This window comes from Staphylococcus kloosii, assembly GCF_032139365.1.
GTDB classification, from domain to species: Bacteria; Bacillota; Bacilli; order Staphylococcales; family Staphylococcaceae; genus Staphylococcus; species Staphylococcus kloosii_A.
This window is the reverse complement of sequence record NZ_JAVTDB010000058.1, coordinates 33,317-54,217: the sequence shown is the minus strand read 5'-3', so window position 1 is coordinate 54,217 and position 20,901 is coordinate 33,317. Positions and strand designations below refer to the sequence as shown.

The 20,901-nt window shown below is 31.9% G+C and carries 25 protein-coding genes; 15 read left to right on the top strand and 10 right to left on the bottom strand.

Features of this window, described 5'->3' with window-relative positions; translation table 11 throughout:
- Positions 1–308 precede the first annotated feature (308 nt).
- On the bottom strand, positions 309–1,490 hold the full coding sequence (locus RPL90_RS07800) for a PDDEXK-like family protein (protein WP_313547490.1): 1,182 nt from the start codon (positions 1,488–1,490) through the stop codon (positions 309–311).
- Between the two features lie 428 nt (positions 1,491–1,918).
- Here RPL90_RS07800 and RPL90_RS07795 point away from each other — a divergent pair, with 428 nt between their 5' ends.
- From RPL90_RS07795 to RPL90_RS07740, 12 genes are all read left to right on the top strand, one after another.
- The gene (locus RPL90_RS07795) at positions 1,919–3,346 is read left to right on the top strand and encodes a DUF6038 family protein (RefSeq protein WP_313547488.1); all 1,428 of its coding nucleotides are present in this window, start codon (positions 1,919–1,921) and stop codon (positions 3,344–3,346) included.
- 127 nt (positions 3,347–3,473) lie between these two features.
- Positions 3,474–5,273, top strand: a complete 1,800-nt coding sequence (gene cch1 / locus RPL90_RS07790; protein WP_313547486.1) for a cassette chromosome replicative helicase — start codon at positions 3,474–3,476, stop codon at positions 5,271–5,273.
- 69 nt (positions 5,274–5,342) lie between these two features.
- Complete coding sequence (locus RPL90_RS07785) at positions 5,343–5,621, top strand: recombinase family protein (RefSeq protein WP_084944755.1); 279 nt, start codon at positions 5,343–5,345, stop codon at positions 5,619–5,621.
- Between the two features lie 190 nt (positions 5,622–5,811).
- Positions 5,812–7,161, top strand: coding sequence for a cassette chromosome recombinase CcrA (gene ccrA / locus RPL90_RS07780; RefSeq protein WP_313547484.1), 1,350 nt, complete (start codon positions 5,812–5,814; stop codon positions 7,159–7,161).
- A gap of 19 nt (positions 7,162–7,180) precedes the next feature.
- Positions 7,181–8,809 (top strand): cassette chromosome recombinase CcrB, encoded by a 1,629-nt coding sequence (gene ccrB, locus RPL90_RS07775; protein ID WP_313547482.1) that lies wholly within the window; start codon positions 7,181–7,183, stop codon positions 8,807–8,809.
- Positions 8,810–9,283: 474 nt separating this feature from the next.
- Positions 9,284–9,622: an SAUGI family uracil-DNA glycosylase inhibitor gene (locus tag RPL90_RS07770; RefSeq protein ID WP_313547480.1), complete on the top strand. Its 339-nt coding sequence runs from the start codon at positions 9,284–9,286 to the stop codon at positions 9,620–9,622.
- Positions 9,623–9,717: 95 nt separating this feature from the next.
- The gene (locus RPL90_RS07765) at positions 9,718–10,029 is read left to right on the top strand and encodes a DUF960 family protein (protein WP_313547478.1); all 312 of its coding nucleotides are present in this window, start codon (positions 9,718–9,720) and stop codon (positions 10,027–10,029) included.
- Positions 10,030–10,044: 15 nt separating this feature from the next.
- Positions 10,045–10,551, top strand: a complete 507-nt coding sequence (locus RPL90_RS07760) for a DUF1643 domain-containing protein (RefSeq protein WP_313547476.1) — start codon at positions 10,045–10,047, stop codon at positions 10,549–10,551.
- 20 nt (positions 10,552–10,571) lie between these two features.
- Positions 10,572–11,018, top strand: coding sequence for a JAB domain-containing protein (locus tag RPL90_RS07755; protein WP_065865876.1), 447 nt, complete (start codon positions 10,572–10,574; stop codon positions 11,016–11,018).
- Between the two features lie 169 nt (positions 11,019–11,187).
- Complete coding sequence (locus tag RPL90_RS07750) at positions 11,188–11,727, top strand: HTH domain-containing protein (protein WP_229347799.1); 540 nt, start codon at positions 11,188–11,190, stop codon at positions 11,725–11,727.
- Between the two features lie 24 nt (positions 11,728–11,751).
- Complete coding sequence (locus RPL90_RS07745) at positions 11,752–11,964, top strand: hypothetical protein (RefSeq protein WP_229347794.1); 213 nt, start codon at positions 11,752–11,754, stop codon at positions 11,962–11,964.
- Between the two features lie 56 nt (positions 11,965–12,020).
- Positions 12,021–12,200 (top strand): hypothetical protein, encoded by a 180-nt coding sequence (locus RPL90_RS07740; RefSeq protein WP_065865875.1) that lies wholly within the window; start codon positions 12,021–12,023, stop codon positions 12,198–12,200.
- A 132-nt stretch (positions 12,201–12,332) separates the two neighbouring features.
- On the opposite strand, the gene RPL90_RS07735 is transcribed toward RPL90_RS07740, so the two are convergent.
- The 4 genes from RPL90_RS07735 to RPL90_RS07720 form a co-directional block, all read right to left on the bottom strand.
- Positions 12,333–12,470: a hypothetical protein gene (locus RPL90_RS07735; protein WP_107529391.1), complete on the bottom strand. Its 138-nt coding sequence runs from the start codon at positions 12,468–12,470 to the stop codon at positions 12,333–12,335.
- 13 nt (positions 12,471–12,483) lie between these two features.
- Complete coding sequence (locus RPL90_RS07730; protein WP_313547468.1) at positions 12,484–13,368, bottom strand: permease; 885 nt, start codon at positions 13,366–13,368, stop codon at positions 12,484–12,486.
- A gap of 89 nt (positions 13,369–13,457) precedes the next feature.
- The gene (locus RPL90_RS07725; RefSeq protein WP_040030671.1) at positions 13,458–13,778 is read right to left on the bottom strand and encodes an ArsR/SmtB family transcription factor; all 321 of its coding nucleotides are present in this window, start codon (positions 13,776–13,778) and stop codon (positions 13,458–13,460) included.
- A 32-nt stretch (positions 13,779–13,810) separates the two neighbouring features.
- Positions 13,811–14,011, bottom strand: a complete 201-nt coding sequence (locus RPL90_RS07720; RefSeq protein WP_040030670.1) for a hypothetical protein — start codon at positions 14,009–14,011, stop codon at positions 13,811–13,813.
- A gap of 204 nt (positions 14,012–14,215) precedes the next feature.
- Here RPL90_RS07720 and arsR point away from each other — a divergent pair, with 204 nt between their 5' ends.
- From arsR to arsC, 3 genes are read left to right on the top strand one after another with little or no spacing between them, the layout of a single operon-like run.
- Positions 14,216–14,530 carry an As(III)-sensing metalloregulatory transcriptional repressor ArsR gene (gene arsR, locus RPL90_RS07715; RefSeq protein WP_040030669.1) on the top strand — a complete coding sequence of 105 codons (315 nt, stop codon included), beginning with the start codon at positions 14,216–14,218 and terminating at the stop codon, positions 14,528–14,530.
- Positions 14,527–15,819, top strand: a complete 1,293-nt coding sequence (arsB, locus tag RPL90_RS07710; RefSeq protein WP_313547462.1) for an arsenite efflux transporter membrane subunit ArsB — start codon at positions 14,527–14,529, stop codon at positions 15,817–15,819. The genes arsR and arsB overlap by 4 nt, the downstream gene beginning before the upstream one ends.
- Positions 15,820–15,836: 17 nt before the next feature.
- Positions 15,837–16,238, top strand: coding sequence for an arsenate reductase (thioredoxin) (gene arsC / locus RPL90_RS07705; RefSeq protein ID WP_002434455.1), 402 nt, complete (start codon positions 15,837–15,839; stop codon positions 16,236–16,238).
- Between the two features lie 19 nt (positions 16,239–16,257).
- Here the strand turns inward: arsC and RPL90_RS07700 are convergent, their stop codons facing one another.
- The 5 genes from RPL90_RS07700 to RPL90_RS07680 all read right to left on the bottom strand — a co-directional run bounded on the left by RPL90_RS07700 (position 16,258) and on the right by RPL90_RS07680 (position 20,899).
- Positions 16,258–16,599, bottom strand: a complete 342-nt coding sequence (locus RPL90_RS07700) for an ArsR/SmtB family transcription factor (protein ID WP_025907459.1) — start codon at positions 16,597–16,599, stop codon at positions 16,258–16,260.
- 18 nt (positions 16,600–16,617) lie between these two features.
- A complete protein-coding gene (locus RPL90_RS07695; protein ID WP_313547459.1) occupies positions 16,618–17,235 on the bottom strand; it encodes a CadD family cadmium resistance transporter in 618 nt (205 codons plus the stop codon).
- A gap of 235 nt (positions 17,236–17,470) precedes the next feature.
- Positions 17,471–17,950, bottom strand: coding sequence for a 23S rRNA (pseudouridine(1915)-N(3))-methyltransferase RlmH (rlmH, locus tag RPL90_RS07690; protein ID WP_313547457.1), 480 nt, complete (start codon positions 17,948–17,950; stop codon positions 17,471–17,473).
- Between the two features lie 533 nt (positions 17,951–18,483).
- The gene (locus tag RPL90_RS07685) at positions 18,484–19,266 is read right to left on the bottom strand and encodes an MBL fold metallo-hydrolase (RefSeq protein ID WP_313547492.1); all 783 of its coding nucleotides are present in this window, start codon (positions 19,264–19,266) and stop codon (positions 18,484–18,486) included.
- A 559-nt stretch (positions 19,267–19,825) separates the two neighbouring features.
- The gene (locus RPL90_RS07680; RefSeq protein WP_313547455.1) at positions 19,826–20,899 is read right to left on the bottom strand and encodes an NAD(P)-dependent alcohol dehydrogenase; all 1,074 of its coding nucleotides are present in this window, start codon (positions 20,897–20,899) and stop codon (positions 19,826–19,828) included.
- Positions 20,900–20,901 lie beyond the last annotated feature (2 nt).

Below are 20,901 nucleotides of genomic sequence, written 5' to 3'. Positions count from 1 at the left end.
ATGATTTAATAATGTACATCTCCTTTTTGATTATACACAACTTATTTTTTAATTTCACTTATGATATGCTTCTGCTTATCTGGTAGTGATGCGGTTTTTTATACCCTAAAATACAAAAGTCCCAGACTATTAATATAGACTGGGCTTACATAATGTTACTACATTTTACTTTTTCATATTAATTGTTATAGGACGCAATTGAAAGGAAGTTATTCATTTATGTATAGTTAAGATCACACTATAAACAAACACTTTTTATTAGTTGAATAAAAAATTAAAACCTCACTACAATGTTATTTATTTCGTATTTAGCTTATTTCCTCATTCAATAAAATCTCTTCTATTTTATGTAACTCATGAGTCAAAAATTGCTCAAAATTTTTCTCCACTTCAGTTATAATATCTTCGTATTCAAACTGTTTATTACTAGAATAAAGTTCTTTTGTATAAATGTTATTATAAACTGGAGACAACTTTTTTTTAACTTTTTTAAATACATTTGGATGTGCTAATGCTTTTTCATGTAAATGTTTTCGAGTTTCTTCATCGCTAGGGCCAATCACTAAATGTAGACTTTTACGATTATTATTATTTCTAACTTCAAATAGTAAATATCTATTGGATGAAGTCCATTTCGATTCATAGTTATTTCTCCCCATTTTTTCATCTAATTTTTGAGAAGTAAATCGAACTAAACTTTTGCTACTGTCATCTAGAATTAAAGACTCTGTTTCTTTTACTATACTTTGAAGCTTGTTAGAAATATCACTATGTATATCAGGTTTATATTCAAATATTAAATCTAATGCCCGTTTATGCTTGAAATAAATTTCAGTACATAATTTTTCTAAATTTTCGTCTTTCACTATATACCTCCTTAATATATCTATATATTGGTTAATAAAACTGATTACTTTTGGATTTATAATCTCTTTTTTCATGGATACAATATTTTCTAAACAAGTAATAATGTCTATATAAGACATGCTTATCCAAGTATCTATATCACTTGAATCCTCTGCTTCTGGTGTTAAAAAGATATAATTTTTTTCGTAATCGAAAAACTCTGACTCTAATACATGCTGATACCTATTCAACTGTCCTTTACTCTCTTTGCTCCAAATTTTATTTTCAATAGCAAAAATAACTTTATTCACTTCTGAGATAAGCAATATGTCAATATGATTCCATTCTCTACGCACTATAACATCATCAAAATCTTTCAATAACATTTCCAGAACAAAACTATCATCCATTTCTACTGCTGGTTTATTCAAAAAAATTTCAATAAACTTTTTAATGAATAAATCATTCAAGCCATGTACCTCATTTGGATTGAACAACCAAGCAAGCATATTACTATGTCTAATTTCTGTATTGATTGTGCCTAATATTTCAAACACATTAAAATTATCTACATTTGCTTCAATTTCATTTAATATATCCACATCTTTTAAAAACTCAACTAATAATTTTTCATCATTATCCACCTGAAGTCCACCCTCTAACACAATAATAATTAATTTTGTCTATTATTAAATCTAAATATTTATATCTCTATATTAATCGTTCAAAGTATACCTTATTTGGCTAATGTTTCTTAATATTTAATAAGCGTTGTTTATAACTCATATCATCGCAAATCTTTTTATAATATTTTGTCATACGATTTCTTTCTAGTACTTTGCTTTTAGAATTTTTTAAGTATCATCATTTTTTATTAGAAAAACTTCTATTAGTAATTTCTGAATAAAGATTATCCTCATAACGTAATTCTCTTGTAAAATCTTCAAAAATGATTCTACAGTAGCCTAGATCTTAAAAGAACACCCATTTTCTTATAACTAATTGAAATTTTACTTTATAATATAATTAAAGTAAACATAACCAGTAAAGACGGTTTGAAAGGACTATCATTTTGAATTTTGAAAATTATAAATATTTTACAGGAAAAGATTTAATGAAAGAATGTAACTTAAGTGAAAAAATGTTTAAGAATAGTATGGATAAGCTCGAACGAGTTTATAAGTTAGATATCAATAGATACAAATCAAATCCATCAGCAACCAATAGCGGTTACAGTTTTAATTTATTTGAATTAGAGTTATTTAAAATTTTGCTAAACACTATTGAGGACTTTCCTGTTCCAACATCTGCTAAAAAATTTGATGACATAGATTTAAGAGAGGAGGCATTAAAGAAAAATAATAGTCAATTTATTAGCTATATTACTAATATCAGCGATTCAATTGATAATATTAAAAACGATGCATTAAAAGCGCAAATTTATGCATCTGAAAACTATTCTTTTACTTTAGAATGGCTTAGTGCTCAATCAAAGTGTAATGATGCATTGTCTTCATTTTTTAATTATACAAATTCTCTAGATTTAGATAAGAGTTCAAAATTATATAGAAAATTAGCACATAGAATTGACGAGTTACTGTTTGAAACATTAATGGAAGATAATATGACATTTGATAATGATTTCAATTTCAAACAACTATATAAAGTTCATCAATATAATAAAGAAAACAATCCCGAAAATTTTATTATATACAACCAAGTAGAACCTGATGATTCCATGTATTCGAATGTAAATTATGAAGTAGCTAGATATATATCAAACGAACCAAGTATAGATGATTATAGCGAACGTACTGATAACAAATTATTAGATTTTTTCATTATTGATATATTAAACAAACTCTACCTTCCAAGTTTGAATAAAAGAATCAATCATAAAATTGTGTCTGATGATATACAAACTGATGAATCGAAAATCCGTGAAAAATTAAGAAAAAAAGAAATTGTAAAATATCCATTCAATGTTAATGGATACTTTCTCGGTATTGAAAATGACTTATTTTCTAACTATCAAAGAATTATTAATACTATAAATCAATATAAAAACAGTACTTTTGATTTACAAAATTTTGAATCACGTCTAGACAATATAATAAATAGCTCCAAGCCATTAATATCAAACGATAAGTTTTTCCATATTTATAAAGAATTTTATTTGTCATTATCTAAATTTTCTAACCTATTTTATACTAATCGCCAATCTTATATTGATGATGGTATGAGTCCAAATCAAGTAGAGAGCTTCTTAAATGACTTGTATCGAATTCATCTTTTATTAGATAAATATTCACTTAATGAAGATATTGAGCCACTTTCAAAAATAAACATTACCGAATTAACGAACGCTTTCCACTTATTTGAAGAAATAAAATCTACTCAAATTAAAGACGAAATCGTCAGTAAACAAGTCAATGATTTATCTAGTTGGTCTATCGCAAAAACTCTAAGTGAAACCTTAGACAATTTAAAATTTGAATAGCACTACCAAAGGAGGTCGTCCATTTTTTTTGTTTATGGACGACCTCCTTATTTGCGTTTAATTCTCCTTTAATATGTATTTAGCAACACAAATTTAATGCTTATATAGCAAAGGAGAAGAGTAAACTATGGTCAATAAATTGAACAAAGATACAATTTTTGAACGTAAGCAATGCAAACTAACTAAAAATGATGGTTGGAGTAAAGAAAACCCACCTACTACTAAGGAGGGGAAAATTACTTTTACAGATTTGGGTGGTTATATCAATATCACTGATCGCTTCCAAGATCCAACATCTGGGAAAGAACGCTTAATCTTAGAAAACGAGTATGGTAATACTGTTATTCGTGATGCCGACATCTTAACGCCTATGAAACTTCCTTCCTTAATGGGTTACGGCTTTACTATTAACACTCGATATATTCACGAGTTGTGTTATGCATTGCAATTAATGCGTGAAAGTCTGCCAATGGCCACTTTGTATAGCGGTTCTGGCGTAATTAACACAAAAGATGGGTTAGTAATCAATACCAACTATATTGAATATCATCCATCAATACCACAAAACACACAAATTTTGTGTGATGGAAAATATGACCTTGAACCTAAGGGGAGCTATGCACAATGGTTATTAATGTACGATGCAGAAGTTAAAGGTCATTTAATGCTTGAAATGGCAGTTACAATGGGCGTTAGTGCCCTTGTAACAAGCTACTTAAACAAAATAGACCTAATAGAATTCGGGGGTACAATATACTCTCTAACGGGTCACAGTAGTTCAGGTAAGACAACAGCTGCAATGTTAGCTGTTTCTGTAGGTGGAGCTCCAACAAAAGGAACAAGCACACTATTTCGTAGTTGGAATACAACTCGTAATGGTTTAGAAGGTTTTATCAATGAAAATTACGGGATACTTGTTGCTTTTGATGAATTGTCGACTGCCACATTCCCTGATACGACAGGCTTACTCTATTCTATAGCTGAAGGGCAAGGCCGTCAAAGAGCGAATGTTCATGGTGAAGCCAAAGAAACGAAGACCTGGTCAACATCGCTTGTTTCCACTTCTGAATATAGCATTTTTTCTAATAGCGCTAAGAATGACGGATTATACGTTCGCACAATAGAGTTAAATGATGTATTCACTCACAGTGCTGATAACGCAGACAATATAAAACTAGGTGTACGACAAAATTATGGTCATCTATTACCTTTAATCGGTTCTTTTCTCTTAAATCATGAAAATACGGTTAGAACTTTTTTCGAAGAAGAAAAGCAATGGTTCAAACATGCGTTAAGCAATGAAAAAGAAAAAACAGGACAACGTATGTTCAACCGTTATGCAGTATTTGTTACTTCTGCACGTATATTATCAACTGTAACAAATCGATCTGTATTATTAGATGAAATGCGAGAGTATCTACTAAATTATCATAACGAAACAGTAGCTGAACGGTCATTAGCTGATAAAGCAATCGAATTAATTGTCCAATTTGTAGCACAGTACAGAAATAAATTTTCAGATGACGGTAGATTATCAAAGATGCTGGAGGGATTTGGTCTCATAGAACTAAAAGATGACCATATCCAAGTTAAGATAATTGCCAAAGTTTTCAAAGATATGCTTAATAATAATCAATTTCAAGACACTAACAATGTAGTTGAAGCTTTAAAAGAAAAAGGTTATATGGAATCTGATAGAGATCGTAAGACAACAAAACGAAGTGTCAAAGATGCTCAAGGTAAAACAAAATCAATTGTATTCTATCATCTTAAATTGGATAAAGATCTTGCCCCTATTTTCGGCTTAAGCTCTAATATTGAACCTTTCACACCACCGCAATTTGATGGCATTACAAATCCTGAGTTACTTAATGACTTTATTAAGCAAGCCAAAGAAAAAGAAGCAAGTGACGAATTAGAACTATAAATTTGAATATTATACCGCTACAACGCTTAAAACGCGTTGTAGCTCATTAAATCAATCGGAGGAAAAATTATGAAAGTAATTGCATTAGCACATAATATTACAGATGAAAGAGAAGACCACTTGGATAAACAACCTATTGATACTGTAAGAGAATATTGTAAAAACAATGGTCTTAAGATCACTAAAATCTACGACGAAGAAAGCACCTTGGTAGATGATATTAACGATAATCATATCAAACCTAAACGTGTTGTCTTTTGGGGCACCTATGAAGATTATCCTAAGTTGGACAAACTCTGTTCAAAGCGAAAAATTAAATTCATTACAATATTTCCAATGTTGGTATAACACTTTTACTACTATAAAAGTCAATTGGGAGGAAGAATATGGACGAATTAATCACATTACTCGCTGATTTAGTGATTGAAGAAATTAATCATGCTGATGACTAATAATAACGCCCAACACCAGCAGGTGTTGGGCTCATCTATAAATTCGTTCATAAATATATATTATCACTTTGGAAGGAGGAAACAGGATGAAACAAGCAATAGGTTACTTACGACAGAGCACTACAAAGCAACAATCACTCTCGGCTCAGAAACAAACCATCAAAGCATTAGCCGAAAAGCATAATATTCAACACATTACCTTTTATAGCGATAAACAATCAGGTAGAACTGAAAATCGAACAGGCTACCAACAAATTACTGAACTGATTCAACAAGGACAATGTGACGTACTATGTTGCTATCGTCTGAATCGACTTCATCGTAATTTGAAAAATGCACTAAAATTAATTAAATTATGCCAGCAGTACAATGTAGATATCTTGAGTGTTAACGATGGCTATTTTGACTTAAACAAATCATTTGATCGTCTAAAACTCAATATCTTCATTTCATTAGCTGAACTTGAGTCAGATAATATTGGTGAACAAGTAAGCAACGGGATAAAAGAAAAAGCACGTCAAGGCAAACTGATTACTACACATGCACCTTTTGGATATCATTATTATAAAGGCACATTTGTAATCAACCAAGGAGAAGCACAAACGGTGACTGCAGTATTCAAATACTATCTTCAAGGATATGGTTACAAAAAGATTGCACAATATTTGGAAGAAGATAATAAGTTAATCAACCGAAAACCATATCAAGTACGTAATATTATCCTTAACCCTAATTACTGTGGCCGTGTTATCAATCAATACGGACAATATGAAAACATGTTCCCAGCTATTGTCAGTACAACGATATACGAAGAAGCTCAAGTTATCCGAACTCAGAAACAAGTAAAACGTAAGCCGTCAGAAAATCAACTCAAACAAAAAATCAAATGTCCCTATTGTCATTCGACACTCACAAACATGACTGTCCGAAAACCAGATCATTCATTGCGTTACTATGTCTGTCCGCAAAATATGAATAATGCTCGCTTTGTTTGTGAATTTAAAGGAATCAACGCACAAGAATTAGAAACAAGTGTTTTAGCGACTTGTCAGGACTTCTTTCAAAATCAACAGCTCTATTCAAAAATAAACCATACTATTCAACAACGACTCAAAAGACAAAGAGATATAGAAACTAAAACTACACTCAATCACGAGCAGCTGATAGAAAAATTAGCCCAAGGCAAAATTGATGTAGAAACATTCAGAGAACAATCTCAATCAATAAACCTACAGAATAAGCCTATACAAGCAATAAGTGATACTCAGTTACAAACATCGCTACAAAAGGTTATACAAAAAAGTTTCACGTTAAACATGCTGTATCCCTATATTGATGAAATTCGCATTACAAAAAACAAAGCTCTTGTGGGGATCTATTTCAAAAATGAACCATTGAACATTGTGAACCAAACCTCACAATCATCGATTGCTTAATTAGAAAGGATGAAAAATCATGCAACAACTCAAACAAAAACGTGTCGGTATCTATGTTCGTGTATCAACGGAAATCCAAAGTACTGAAGGCTATAGTATCGATGGACAAATCAATCAAATTCGAGAATATTGTGATTTCAATAACTTTTTTGTTGTAGATGTATACGCGGATAGAGGTATTTCTGGAAAGTCTATGAACCGACCAGAACTACAACGTTTGTTAAAAGATGCGAGCGAAGGCCAGATCGATTCTGTTATGGTGTACAAAACAAACCGGCTAGCACGTAACACTTCTGACTTACTCAAAATTGTTGAAGACCTTCATCGTCAAAATGTCGAATTCTTCAGCTTATCTGAACTTATGGAAGTTAATACAAGCAGTGGTAAACTGATGTTACAAATACTTGCAAGCTTCTCTGAATTCGAACGCAATAACATTGTCGAGAATGTATTCATGGGACAAACTAGACGTGCACAAGAAGGCTACTATCAAGGGAATTTGCCCCTAGGATATGACAAAACACCTGATAATAAACACGAACTGATGATTAATCAACATGAAGCGAATATCGTGAAATATATATTCGAATCTTATGCCAAAGGACATGGTTATCGTAAAATTGCCAATGCCCTCAATCACAAAGGATATGTTACTAAAAAAGGTAATCCTTTTAGCATCAATTCAATAACCTATATCTTAGTCAATCCATTCTACATTGGTAAAATTCAATTTGCGAAATATAAAGATTGGAATGAAAAGCGTCGTAAAGGACTGAATGATAAACCTATTATAGCTGATGGTAAACACCCTCCTATTATTAGTCAAGAATTATGGGATAAAGTCCAATCACGCAAAAAACAGGTCAGTCAAAAACCTCAAGTTCACGGTAAAGGAACCAATCTATTAACAGGTATTATTCACTGTCCACAATGCGGCGCACCTATGGCGGCTAGTAATACAACGAACACATTGAAAGATGGTACTAAGAAGCGAATACGTTATTATTCTTGTAGTAACTTCCGAAACAAAGGCTCAAAAGTATGTTCTGCGAATAGCGTTAGAGCTGACGTGATTGAGAAATACGTTATGAATCAAGTACTCGAAATTGTCAAAAGTGATAAAGTCATTAATAAAGTCTTAGAACGTGTCAATCAAGAGAATAAAGTCGATGTAGCTGGACTCAATCATGATATTGCCTATAAGCAACAACAATTTGATGAAATACACACTAAACTAAAAAATCTAATTCAAACCATCGAAGACAATCCAGACTTAACATCTGCACTTAAACCAACCATTCATCAATATGAAACACAACTCAATGACATTACAAATCAAATGAATCAACTCAAGCAGCAACAAAATCAAGAGAAACCATCTTATGATACGAAACAAATCGCTGCCCTATTACAACGAATATTTCAAAATATAGAATCCATGGATAAATCACAGCTCAAAGCTTTGTACCTAACGGTTATTGACCGTATTGACATTCGTAAAGATAAGAATCATAAAAAGCAATTCTACGTTACACTAAAACTTAATAATGAAATTATTAAACAACTTTTCAATAATAATAATCTAGACGAAGTGCTTCTCAGCACTTCGTCTTTGTTTTTGCCTCAAACACTCTACTTTCAAATCTAATATAGACATATTGTCCTTTCGTCATTCAATAACACCCATCTAACGAATCTTTTCAACATACTAACAAGTCACAACTCAATTTGAAACTTATATTGATATGACGAAAGAACATCCCAAAATAAAATATGAGTGGGATAGTAACGGGATTGGCTAACTTCATATGGGAGAAAGATTACGCAAGCGTAATCCCAAAATCCCGTTATTATTTATAAATAAATAATATAAAAAGAAAAAAGTAAATCATAACCACACCTACAAATCCAAATGATATATAAATATATAGCTATATTTCCCGAGAAATGAGCGGGATAACGGGATTTCCTTGTCATATCAACAATTGTGACGACTTTCTATTGGGATCTTTTCTGTATTTCAGTGGGATTTCTAGGCGAAACAAATGGTATTTCAAACTTATATTATCAAAATGATGTATCACATGTATACATCCATCAAATACATTAGGAGGTCATAACAATGACACTAGAACAACAACTCAAGCACTATATAACCAACTTATTCAAACTGCCAAAAGATGAAAAGTGGGAATGTGAATCTATCGAGGAAATCGCTGATCATATCTTACCTGACCAATATGTAAGGCTTGGGCCACTCAGTAATAAAATACTTCAAACCTACACCTACTACTCTGATACACTTCACGAAAGTAATATCTACCCTTTCATTCTCTACTATCAGAAACAGCTCATATCCATTGGTTATATTGATGAAAACCACGATATGGATTTCTTATACCTACACAACACTATCATGCCCCTTTTGGATCAACGATACTTACTAACAGGAGGACAATAATATGCATAAATATATCAAACTAACACAATTAGCAATCACTATCCTAAGCGAAATCATTACATGGATGAAAGAATCAGAACGAAAGGAAAACGCTTATGAATAGATATATCACTCGTGGTATTGCCAATAGCTTACCTATCATCTTACAAAAACAATTATGGCAACTCGTAGCACGACGAGAACAAACACAATCAAAAGGCAAGGAATCATTGGATTATTTTCATATATTCCAATTCAATATGGACAATAACCAACTATATATCAAACACAAACAAGAACGGCCTGAGTATGTCAAAACGCATAAGGCAAATGTCAAACAGTCTATCGATATCAATAAGGTCTACATTATCCGAGAAGATGATGTAGACCTTTCTTATTACGTCATGTTACTACCAGAAGAATACTAGAGGAGTGAATATTACATGGAAACAATAAAAAATACATTAGAAACTGAAGCCATATTCAGTGATGACCAACAACATCGCTATCTACTTAAGAAAACATGGGATAGTGAAAAACAAACAATTACAATCATTACAATGTATCCACATTATGATGGTATTCTCTACATCGACCTAACAACTCAGCTCATTATGAACAAAGTTTCAGAAATGGATGCATTTGGTTCAATCAATTTTGTGAATCTATATTCTAATATTACAACACCTTTTAATCTTAAACATTCAAAAAATGCTTATGATAATCATACAAATATTCAAATTATGAAAGCAGTGAAAGAATCGGATGAAGTGATATTAGCATGGGGTGCTTACGCTAAAAAACCGATTGTTGAAGTGCGTGTCAATGAAATATTAGAGATGTTGAAAACACATAAAAAGAAAGTGAAACAACTCATGAACCCAGTAACCAATGAAATTATGCACCCCCTTAATCCAAAAGCAAGACAGAAATGGACTTTGAAAGCATAACCCATATATGGAGGTAAACGATGAAAGAAATCAATATTGTTTCACTACAAATGATAAAAACAGATACATTAAATTATCTAAAAAATCGTATTTCAAACCCTGGGGATGCGACAGAAATTATGCGTTCATTCATTGGAAACAGTGATCGAGAACATCTCATACTTATATGTATGAATAGTAAAAACGAAACTACACATATTCAAACACTATCGATAGGTTCTATTAACCAAACAGTGATTCACCCCAGAGAAACATTCAAAACAGCGATGCTCAGTAACGCCAACAGTATTATGCTAGGACATAACCATCCAAGTGGAGATGTAACACCCTCTCCTGAAGATATCAATGTGACCGAACGATTAATGCTCATCAGTGAAATGATGGGCATTTTATTTTATGACCATGTTATTTTCTCAAATAGTAACGCCTATTCCATTAGAAAACATAATTTAAAAGTAGAGGTATAGCCGTATTTTGTCATTACCGCTATTTCTTCACTTATCAATATTTATAAAATCTCTTTATATCAATGTATTTATCTAAAAAATATTTTTCACAACTTTTATTAAATATACGGAGGATTGACTTATTGTGACAAACCTATTTTGTAATGTATAACTTAAAGGAGGTGACATATTGGATCGTGCATTTCGAATATTAACAATATACCATCGTTTACTACAGAATAAATCCGTCAACAAACAATCACTTACATTAGAACTCAATACGAGTCCTAGGACGATACAAAGAGATATCGACGATACCAGAAACTTCTTATATGAAAGTAAATCGTGGATCAGTACACCTAAAGCAATCACGTACGATTATAAATCAGAAAGTTATAAGCTCGAACAAGATAAGCATGAAAATATGCATTTTATGTATGATATTTTGACTGCTTTATACCTGACGACACCCAAATTAAGTCATTACTTTTATCAATATCTTAAATTATTAATCATCAAACATCATTCAGGTCATCGAACTACATTACTAAAATATCTTGACCGCTTTGAAATTGATAAAAATCAAACAGGTATTTTGCCAGCATCATTAGTTGTTCGCGCAATGAATGAAATTTATATAGATGATATTAATCAAATGAATCTGAGTTTGTCTGAAAAATCCGTGGATATACAAGAAAAATCAAAGTTACAAACCTATATCACGTTTTAAATCGGTAAAGATGTGTGGTCAAAAATGCATCGATTTTATCAAATTCATGTAATAGAAAAATATGATGCACATTATCTTATTGTCACTTTCAAGATGACAAGAGTCGAAGCTATTCAACTCCGTTTTATATATCAATCCAATATACGTATCATTTCACCCCCTGATTTAAGAGAACAAGTGATTGATGAATTACTTTTACTACAATTAACATATTTAAAACAACAAGTTCAAAAGTAAACCAAGCAGACAATGTTTTACAAATAATATTAATTATAATGAAAGGAATGATAATCATGAGTAACATCATAAAAACGATAGGCAAAGGCATTGGAAAAGGTGTCGGTGCAGCAGCAGGTCTAGGTATTTTAGGTTCTTATTTCAAAAGAACTTTCACAATAAAAGGACCACTAGGTAAAGAAATAACAAGAATTATAGAAAATCACTTTAGTGAACCTGTAGAAATCAAAGCATAATATAGAGGTAACCATTTTCAAAGACACATTGATTTCAAAATATGTCCTTTTTAATTATTGTAGAATAAATATAGAAAAGCGTAGCAAAATAGATTAATATAAGGGCCTGGATATAAATTCCAGGCCCTTATATTACTTGTTACAGCAATTGTTATTATCTTCTTGCTCTTTTTCATCTTTTTCTTTTTTTTCGTTCTTTTCCTCAATTTCTACCGAACAACATGACTGTTCTTGAGGTTTTATTTTTTTTAATGCGTCTTTAATCCCCATTATTTCACCTCCTTTAAATAATGATATTCACAATCAAACCTGTAGCAATGGCTACAATTAAAATTGCAATAATGAATGATATTACAAATTTTTTCTTGAATAGCTTAGATAGCAATACGACCTCTGGAATACTTGCGCCAGCACCACCAATTATTAATGCAACTACTGTTCCTAGCGACATACCTTTTGATACTAATGCTTCGGCTATAGGTAACATTGTTTCTGGTCTGATATACATAGGGATACCGATAACAGAAGCAATAAACACCGATATAAAACCATCACCACTTGCATACTTAGTTATAAATTCTTCAGGTATGAATCCATATATAAAGGCACCAATAAATACACCAATAAATAGATAAGGTAACATTGGGTATAAAAATGCCCACGCATCGTTTAATGCTTGTTTAAAACGAGATCCTGTTTTATTAGCAAAAAAGCCATCACCTTTAACATTGACCCCTTTATAACTTTCAGCTAAATTCATTTTTGAAAATACTAAACCTGTTAAAATACTGAAAATTGCTAGTACTACAAAATAAACAATAGCTACTTTCCACCCTAATAAAGCCCATAACATAAATATCATTAGTGGGTTCATTAACGGTGAAGCAATTAAAAAACTCATCGCTGGACCAAAAGGAACTTTGGAATTTAATAAACCTGCAAGTATTGGAATAGTTGAACAAGAACAAAATGGTGTAACAGCACCAAATATCATACCTAATATATAATTGACGGCTTTATTAGGTTTGCTCAAAAGCTTTTTAATTTTTTCTTCTGAAACAACTTGTTGAATCAGACTTACTATAAAACTCACTACTATAAATAGTAATAATAATTCAAAAAATAACATCAGAAATGTTTTTATGAATTCTATAATTGAATCTACCATTAGTATAACGCCTCCGAATTTATTTAATCAACTTTTATTGATGTATTAATCAAAAAAAATTGATTAATTCTATGTTAAAAAGAAGATACTTAAAGTATCTTACAGCAAGTATCTTCATTTAAAACCACCTGTATTTGTTGCTCATTAATTTTATAATAATTCCATGTGCCATGCTTTTCAGCAATAAGAATATTTGCATCTACTAATTTTTTTAAATGATAGGAAAGTTTAGATTGTTTTAACGCTAATAATTCTTCTAGATCACAAACACATAAAGATTTTGAATCGCTTTGACGTATTGAATGTAGAATTTTAAGTCTGATTTTATCAGCTAGCGCATTAAACATCTGTTCATAAAAGTCTAATTGTTCTTCCTCAGTTCTATTAGGACTGGACTTAATAATTTCCATTAAATAATCACCTCTCTTATATACAGATATTTCTATTTTTGTTTGAGTTCTAGTATTGCTTGATTAAAATGAGTTTCTGTTATTTTACCATACATGTCAGGTTCTCCTTTAAAGAACTCCTTTTTCATATATGATATAGCTTCTTTTAAAGAAACTTCTCTTGATATCATAATTAGATTTAAGTAACTAACAAAATAATCAACAGATAATATACCTGCATGATTTATTCTCATAAAATCGAACTCCTTTATAAAATACTAAAATGATATATCAACTTTTTTTGATGTATTAAATATAAATTATTATTTCAACTTTTGCAAGATAATAAAACTAGTTATTTACGACGCATTCTAATCTAATACTAAAATTAGTCAAAAAACTACATAGACACAATGCTATATAGATGTTAATCTATGTGATTAATAGGAGGTATATTTATGTCTTATAAAGAATTATCAGCAATATTAAAAGTTTTATCAGATTCAAGCAGGTTAGAAATATTAGATTTACTTTCTTGTGGTGAGCTATGCGCTTGTGACTTATTAGAACACTTTCAATTCTCACAACCTACACTAAGTCATCATATGAAGTCATTAGTAGATAACGAATTAGTTACAACACGAAAAGACGGCAACAAACATTGGTATCAACTTAATCATGCTATTTTAGATGATATTATTCAAAACTTAAACATCATTAATACATCTAATCAAAGATGTGTATGTAAAAATGTGAAATCAGGTGACTGTTGATGACCATTTTAGCAATTATAATCTTCTTGTTAACTTTAATCTTTGTGATATGGCAACCAAAAGGTTTAGATATTGGTATTACAGCTTTAATTGGAGCTGTTGTTGCTATCTTTACAGGAGTCGTAAGTTTTTCCGATGTATTAGAAGTAACCGGTATTGTTTGGAATGCAACTTTAACTTTTGTAGCTGTTATTCTAATTTCATTAATATTAGATGAAATTGGTTTTTTTGAATGGTCTGCAATACATATGGTCAAGGCTTCAAACGGTAATGGCTTAAAAATGTTTGTTTTTATTATGTTACTTGGGGCAATTGTAGCAGCATTTTTCGCAAATGATGGTGCGGCTTTAATCTTAACTCCTATTGTATTAGCGATGGTAAGAAATCTAGGGTTTAATAAAAAAGTGATTTTTCCCTTTATTATTGCCAGTGGTTTTATTGCTGATACAACATCATTGCCCTTAATTGTAAGTAATTTAGTAAATATCGTTTCTGCAGATTACTTCGATATTGGATTTATTGAATATTTTAGTCGAATGATTATTCCTAATATATTCTCTCTGATTGCTAGTATTCTCGTTTTATGGTTATATTTCAGAAAATCTATACCTAAAACGTTCGATACAGAAAATCTTTCAGATCCTAAAAATGCAATTAAAGACCCTAAACTATTTAAGATTTCATGGATTGTATTAGCAATACTACTTGTGGGTTATCTTGTTAGTGAGTTTATTCAAATCCCTGTATCAATCATTGCTGGTATTATTGCTATTATCTTTGTACTGTTAGCTCGCAATTCCGAAGCTGTGCATACGAAACAAGTAATTAAAGGTGCACCATGGAATATTGTCCTATTTTCAATTGGTATGTATTTAGTCGTATTCGGCTTGAAAAACGTAGGCATCACCACAATTTTAGCTGATGCATTATCCAATATTTCAAGTTATGGACTATTCAGTAGTGTTATGGGCATGGGCTTTATATCTGCTTTGTTATCATCAATTATGAATAATATGCCTACAGTTTTAATAGATGCAATTGCTATCGGACAATCGAATGTAGTTGGAACAATTAAAGAAGGTATGGTTTATGCGAATGTCATAGGTTCTGATTTAGGACCTAAAATAACACCGATTGGTTCTTTAGCAACATTATTGTGGCTACATGTCTTAACACAAAAAGGTGTGAAAATTTCGTGGGGAACATACTTTAAAACTGGAATTATCATTACTATTCCGGTCCTATTTGTAACACTCTTAGGTTTATACCTTACACTCATCATATTTTAAGAAAAGAGGCTTTAATTATGGATAAGAAAACAATTTATTTTATATGTACAGGAAACTCTTGTCGTAGCCAAATGGCTGAAGGTTGGGGAAAAGAAATATTGGGTGAAGATTGGAATGTCTATTCTGCTGGTATTGAAACACATGGTGTTAATCCTAAAGCAATAGAAGCTATGAAAGAAGTGGATATTGATATCTCAAACCATACATCAGATTTGATTGATAGTGATATCTTAGAACAGTCAGATTTGGTCGTAACATTATGTAGTGATGCAGACGATAATTGCCCTATATTACCACCTAATGTTAAAAAAGAACACTGGGGCTTTGATGATCCAGCAGGAAAAGAATGGCCAGAATTTCAACGTGTTAGAGATGAAATTGGAAAAAGAATACAAGAATTCAAAGAAACGCTCGTTTAATGTGAGCGTTTCTTTATATTTAAGTCATACATTTTATTAATAATGATTTCATTTCTATATCTTTGATATAATAGTATGCCATTTTCCCATCCTTGTAAAAATTCAGCACGTCTCTTTTATACAGGGCTCTCAAATGATGTGATGTTGAAGCTATACTCAAACCCAATGTTATAGATAAGTCACAAACACATAATTCTTTCTCTTTAATTAGAGCTAATATAATTTTCAGCTTATTCTCATCACTTATCTTTAATAATGTATTGATAAGCCGTTGAGTTTTTTCTTCTTTTAAAAATCTTAAAGCATAATTCACTTTTTCCTCATGAACACAAATGACGTCACAAATTTTATTGTTACTCATATTAAGTCACACCTTAATTTATAATATAAATCCTAATATCGTTTGTATGGTTTCATTTTCAATAATAATAAATAAGCCCAATGCTATGTAAATAACAGCCATAATCCAACGACTGAATTTCTCAACAATTTCACCCACACCAGGAATTCTAGCTAGTTTTTGTGCTGTGAATACTAAAAAGAAAATTAAAACTAAAAATACAATTAAGGTAGTCAGTAATTCAATAATATCCAATGCTACAAAATAAGGGACAAATAAACCAATATTATCTGCACCACAACTTGCAATTGTCACTAAAGAAACAGTCCTTACTAATTTGGACAAACCTTTTTCGTTTAATTCTTTTTTTGCTCTTTTTTCACCTTCACAATCATCATAAATAGCAACTTTTATACCTAAGTAGATGGGGATCAAACCTAATAAACCTAATATCCATTTCTCTGGAACATAATTTAACACAAAAGCTAAAAATAAACTGACTAATATGAGGATAATCGATCCTAAATATTGACCTATATAAATATCCCTATATTCTTTTCTAGTCTTTGCTCTAGCAAAAAATATTAATAAAATCACTAATAAATCTACCGCAGTTGCAATATAAAGTATTGCCGCAGTTATAATAGTCTGAACCATAGAGCACCTCATTCAAATATACATTTGAATGAATTGTATCATATATTGCATATCTTATGAATAATAAATATTAGAACCGAAAAGTGACACTTTAACTGATAGTAAGGGGCTGTGTACATACGAGTGATTTATAGATTCTTTGAGAATACGACTTAAAGCGATTTTAATTTGTCAATTCATTGCATTTTGTTTTTTTAACAATTTCACCAATAAGAAGAACCTTATAAAAACCGCATCATTTATGATACGCTTCTCCGCGCATTATCTTGAATGCTCTATAGACTTGTTCGATTAGCACGACGCGCATCATTTGGTGTGGGAAGGTCATCTTGCTGAATGATAGGCTGTAATTGCTTCTGTTTAGGACGTCTTGGTGTAGGCCATGAGAGCCGCCGATAATAAATACGAAGTCGCTTTGGCCTTGGGTCATACGGCGTTCTATTTCCTTCGATAAACCTTCTGAGGTCAACATGTTGCCTTTGATTTCTAGTGTGATGACGGTGGCTTGTTCTTTGATTTTACTTAGTAAGCGTTGGCCTTCTTTCGCTTTTACTTGTTCTATTTCTTTGTCGCTCATGTTTTCGGGTGCTTTTTCGTCTGCTACTTCAATGACTTCTATTTTGGTATAAGCGCCGAGACGTTTTTCGTATTCTGCGATGGCTTGCTTCCAGTATTTCTCTTTGAGTTTGCCTACGGTTAGTATTGTTATTTTCATATTATCCTCCAAATATCTTGAATGCTCACAAGTTATTAGACTTATCCACAAGTTATACACTTATTCACACATTTCCCTCTAATTATACCATTATTGAATAATCATACTTTACACTTTTTACAATTTTGTAATGCATATTCCGTGGATAACTTGTGTATTTGTGGATAACCCTGTGTATAATGTGGGTATTGCGCTGTGAATTGTGCACAATTCTGGATAACTATGTACAAAACAGTGGATAACTTCGTGGTTGTCTTACATAGTTATACACAATGATTTACAATTGCTTAATATACTATTACAAAGCATTTTAGAAAAATGGTGTCCTTGTATTATAAAATTATGACTAACTTATCAACTTCATACTAAAATAATTCCATCTCTAAAATAATATCATGCTTTGTTTTTATTATATTGCACCATGTTTATAATTTAAATTATGGTATTAAAAAAACTGAGACGTCTTATCATGTCTCAGCTCCTCTATAACACCATGCATTCAAATCTCACCAACCATTATTTCAATGACGCTTCTACAATGTATAAATAGGCGTCGCTTCTGCCTTATCTGTATCGCATAGTACAACTTCACGATCTGTATCGATGTCATTTTCGTTCAATACTTGGGCTACGCTCATGCGTGCTAAATCTTTCATATTATTATCTTGTGATAAATGTGATAAATAGATGCGTTTCGTACTACCTGTAATCACGTCTGTCATAGCATGTCCTGCATCTTCATTCGACACGTGGCCCATATCGCCTAGAATACGTTGTTTTGTTTTCCACGGATAGCGGCACATACGTAACATATCCACATCGTGATTGCTTTCGAACATAAATGCATCGCTGCCTTGAATCATGCCTTTCATGCGGTCTGACACGTATCCTGTATCTGTTAAGATGGTAAATTTCTTATAATTGTTATGGAAAATGTAAAATTGAGGGTCAATCGCATCGTGAGAAACATTAAATGATTCTATATCAAATCCTGCAATAGATTGTGTATCGTACGGGTTAAAAATAAATTTTTGATCCATAGGAATTTTACTATCTTTTTTATCTATTGCTGTCCAAGTTTTTTCGTTGGCATAAATCGGTAATTTATATTTACGTGCTAGCACGCCTAGACCTTTAATGTGGTCGATGTGTTCATGTGTCACAAGTATACCGTTTAAATCTTCTATCTTTTTATCTATTTGTCCAAATAGTTCTTCCATTTTTTTACCAGTTAGACCTACATCTACGAGTAAACTGCCTTTATCACTTTCCACATAAGTGGCATTTCCCGTACTACCACTCGCTAATACACTCATTCGTATCAAGCGATTTCACCCTTTCTAATCTTTAAACTACTACAATTTTTAATTTCTACACTACGTGCATGCTTACTGCACTGTTCCTGTAGTCTTCCCTTTGAAACTTACATATCGTACAACCGCTTCGACTGTTAACATTCCACGATTGTCGTATGTGATTCATGCTATAAATAAGTTGTAAATATTGTTATTAAGCCGTTCATTAAAAACACTATTATATTATACTATAACAAGTTACTTTATGCCTATACAACAACTACACTTTTGTAATTAATGTTAGTTCAAAACTACACTACTTTTCCACATATACATAAAAAGAGAGCGAAAAAAAATCTCATTTGTTAAAAAAATTGTATCCCCGCCTCGTCAAGGATGACTATAATTGTAAAAAGCTTAATACAAGCGCATTTTTAACTCAGTCATCTACTGCCAATAAAAAATAAGCCTGGAGCTAATATTACGCCCCAGACTCCTCAAATTTTTTATTGAATCATACCTAAATCACACTCACGAATTTTGCAAAAGTTTAATTTTTGCGCCCCTCAAACCTTAATGATTACGCTTCAGGTTTGCCGTTCGGATAAACCATAACCTTTAATGAACCACTTTTGTTTGTACGTGCTTGTTCCATAGCTTGTTGTGCATCTTCTAAATTGTATTCATCGGTAAACATTGAATCTAGATCTGCAGCTGTTGAATTTAACATTTCCACGCCCATTTGATATGTGTTGGCATATCTGAAAATACCTACGATGTTAATTTCATGGTTCGCAATAAATGGAATGTTTAGGTCGTTCGTTTCTTGTTGTGGTAAACCAACGATAGCAAGTGTACCGCCATTTTTTAATGAACCTAAGGCATTTTTTAGTGCTGTCGGATTACCTGCAGTTTCAATAGCGTAGTTTACGCCGTCACCGTGTGTGATTTCTTTAATGCGTTCGTTAACGTCTTCTTTTTTAATATCAATGGCATGTGTCGCACCGAGTTTTAATGCTTCGTCTAAACGGATTTGTTCTAAGTCTGACACGATAATATTCGTTGCACCAAAGGCTTTAGCTGCAACGACAGCCATTAAGCCAACTGGTCCCATACCCATAATGACTACAGTAGACCCTGGCTGAACGTTTGCACGTTTACACGCTTGAATGCCTACTGAAAATGGTTCGTTTAATGTTGCTTGTTCATATGTCATTGAATCAGGAATGTGGAACAAAAAGCCTTCCGGATGGCTAATGTATTGGCTGAATGCACCATCGATGGGTGGTGTTGCTAAAAATTCTACGTGTGGACAAAGATTATATTGTCCTGCCTTACAGTATTCACATTCTCCACAAGTTACACCGGGTTCGATTGCTACACGATCACCTACTTTAAATTTTGTTACTGCTGCACCAACATCTGCAACGATGCCTGCACATTCATGTCCTAAGATAAGTGGTTTTTCTACGACGAATTCTCCTACTCTGCCGTGTTCGTAATAGTGGACGTCTGAACCACAAACGCCTACAGCCATAACTTTGACTAAGACATCGTATGGACCGATTTCTGGTACGTCTACTTCTTTTAACTCCATATCGAAAGGTTTATTAAGTAATGAAATGTTCATTTTTTGTGGTATTGGTTGTGCCATTA

Coding starts and splice junctions, on each gene's coding strand:
- RPL90_RS07770 (WP_313547480.1), top strand. CDS start 9,284: ATGACACTAGAACAACAACTCAAGCACTATATAACCAACTTATTCAAA.
- RPL90_RS07685 (WP_313547492.1), bottom strand. CDS start 19,266: ATGAGTGTATTAGCGAGTGGTAGTACGGGAAATGCCACTTATGTGGAA.
- RPL90_RS07680 (WP_313547455.1), bottom strand. CDS start 20,899: ATGGCACAACCAATACCACAAAAAATGAACATTTCATTACTTAATAAA.
- ccrA (WP_313547484.1), top strand. CDS start 5,812: ATGAAACAAGCAATAGGTTACTTACGACAGAGCACTACAAAGCAACAA.
- RPL90_RS07735 (WP_107529391.1), bottom strand. CDS start 12,470: ATGGGGATTAAAGACGCATTAAAAAAAATAAAACCTCAAGAACAGTCA.
- RPL90_RS07700 (WP_025907459.1), bottom strand. CDS start 16,599: ATGAGTAACAATAAAATTTGTGACGTCATTTGTGTTCATGAGGAAAAA.
- arsR (WP_040030669.1), top strand. CDS start 14,216: ATGTCTTATAAAGAATTATCAGCAATATTAAAAGTTTTATCAGATTCA.
- RPL90_RS07760 (WP_313547476.1), top strand. CDS start 10,045: ATGGAAACAATAAAAAATACATTAGAAACTGAAGCCATATTCAGTGAT.
- RPL90_RS07720 (WP_040030670.1), bottom strand. CDS start 14,011: ATGAGAATAAATCATGCAGGTATATTATCTGTTGATTATTTTGTTAGT.
- RPL90_RS07745 (WP_229347794.1), top strand. CDS start 11,752: ATGCATCGATTTTATCAAATTCATGTAATAGAAAAATATGATGCACAT.
- rlmH (WP_313547457.1), bottom strand. CDS start 17,950: ATGAAAATAACAATACTAACCGTAGGCAAACTCAAAGAGAAATACTGG.
- RPL90_RS07740 (WP_065865875.1), top strand. CDS start 12,021: ATGAGTAACATCATAAAAACGATAGGCAAAGGCATTGGAAAAGGTGTC.
- ccrB (WP_313547482.1), top strand. CDS start 7,181: ATGCAACAACTCAAACAAAAACGTGTCGGTATCTATGTTCGTGTATCA.
- RPL90_RS07765 (WP_313547478.1), top strand. CDS start 9,718: ATGAATAGATATATCACTCGTGGTATTGCCAATAGCTTACCTATCATC.
- arsC (WP_002434455.1), top strand. CDS start 15,837: ATGGATAAGAAAACAATTTATTTTATATGTACAGGAAACTCTTGTCGT.
- cch1 (WP_313547486.1), top strand. CDS start 3,474: ATGGTCAATAAATTGAACAAAGATACAATTTTTGAACGTAAGCAATGC.
- RPL90_RS07695 (WP_313547459.1), bottom strand. CDS start 17,235: ATGGTTCAGACTATTATAACTGCGGCAATACTTTATATTGCAACTGCG.
- RPL90_RS07725 (WP_040030671.1), bottom strand. CDS start 13,778: ATGGAAATTATTAAGTCCAGTCCTAATAGAACTGAGGAAGAACAATTA.
- RPL90_RS07785 (WP_084944755.1), top strand. CDS start 5,343: ATGAAAGTAATTGCATTAGCACATAATATTACAGATGAAAGAGAAGAC.
- RPL90_RS07730 (WP_313547468.1), bottom strand. CDS start 13,368: ATGGTAGATTCAATTATAGAATTCATAAAAACATTTCTGATGTTATTT.
- RPL90_RS07755 (WP_065865876.1), top strand. CDS start 10,572: ATGAAAGAAATCAATATTGTTTCACTACAAATGATAAAAACAGATACA.